At 74.1% G+C, this 316-nt stretch carries 1 protein-coding gene; it reads left to right on the top strand.

The genetic code is table 11. The annotated features are described in order from the left end of the window. Positions 1-10: 10 nt before the first annotated feature. On the top strand, positions 11-175 hold the full coding sequence (locus JHD67_RS21835) for a hypothetical protein (protein ID WP_343214416.1): 165 nt from the start codon (positions 11-13) through the stop codon (positions 173-175). Positions 176-316: the final 141 nt, after the last annotated feature.

Genomic DNA, 316 nt, shown 5'->3' with positions numbered 1-316 from the left:
TAAGACGCCGGTGAAGTTCAAGAACGTGGTGATCGGCCGGGTAACCGGTGTGCGCCTGAGCCAGGATCGTTCGCGGGTGGTGGCCAAGGTGGCGCTGGAGAAGAGCGCCGAGGGTTTCGCCACGGCCTGTCTCTTATACACATCTGACGCTGCCGACGACAACGTTCGGGTGTAGATCTCGGTGGTCGGCGTAGCATTAAAAAGGGGGGGGGGGGGGGGGGGGGGGGGGGGGGGGGGGGGGGGGGGGGGGGGGGGGGGGGGGGGGGGGGGGGGGGGGGGGGGGGGGGGGGGGGGGGGGGGGGGGGGGGGGGGGGGG

Source organism: Dyella sp. ASV21 (assembly GCF_016428975.1).
Taxonomy (GTDB): domain Bacteria; phylum Pseudomonadota; class Gammaproteobacteria; order Xanthomonadales; family Rhodanobacteraceae; genus Dyella.
Note: the sequence above shows the minus strand (reverse complement) of the source record. Positions and strands in the feature narration are given on the sequence as shown.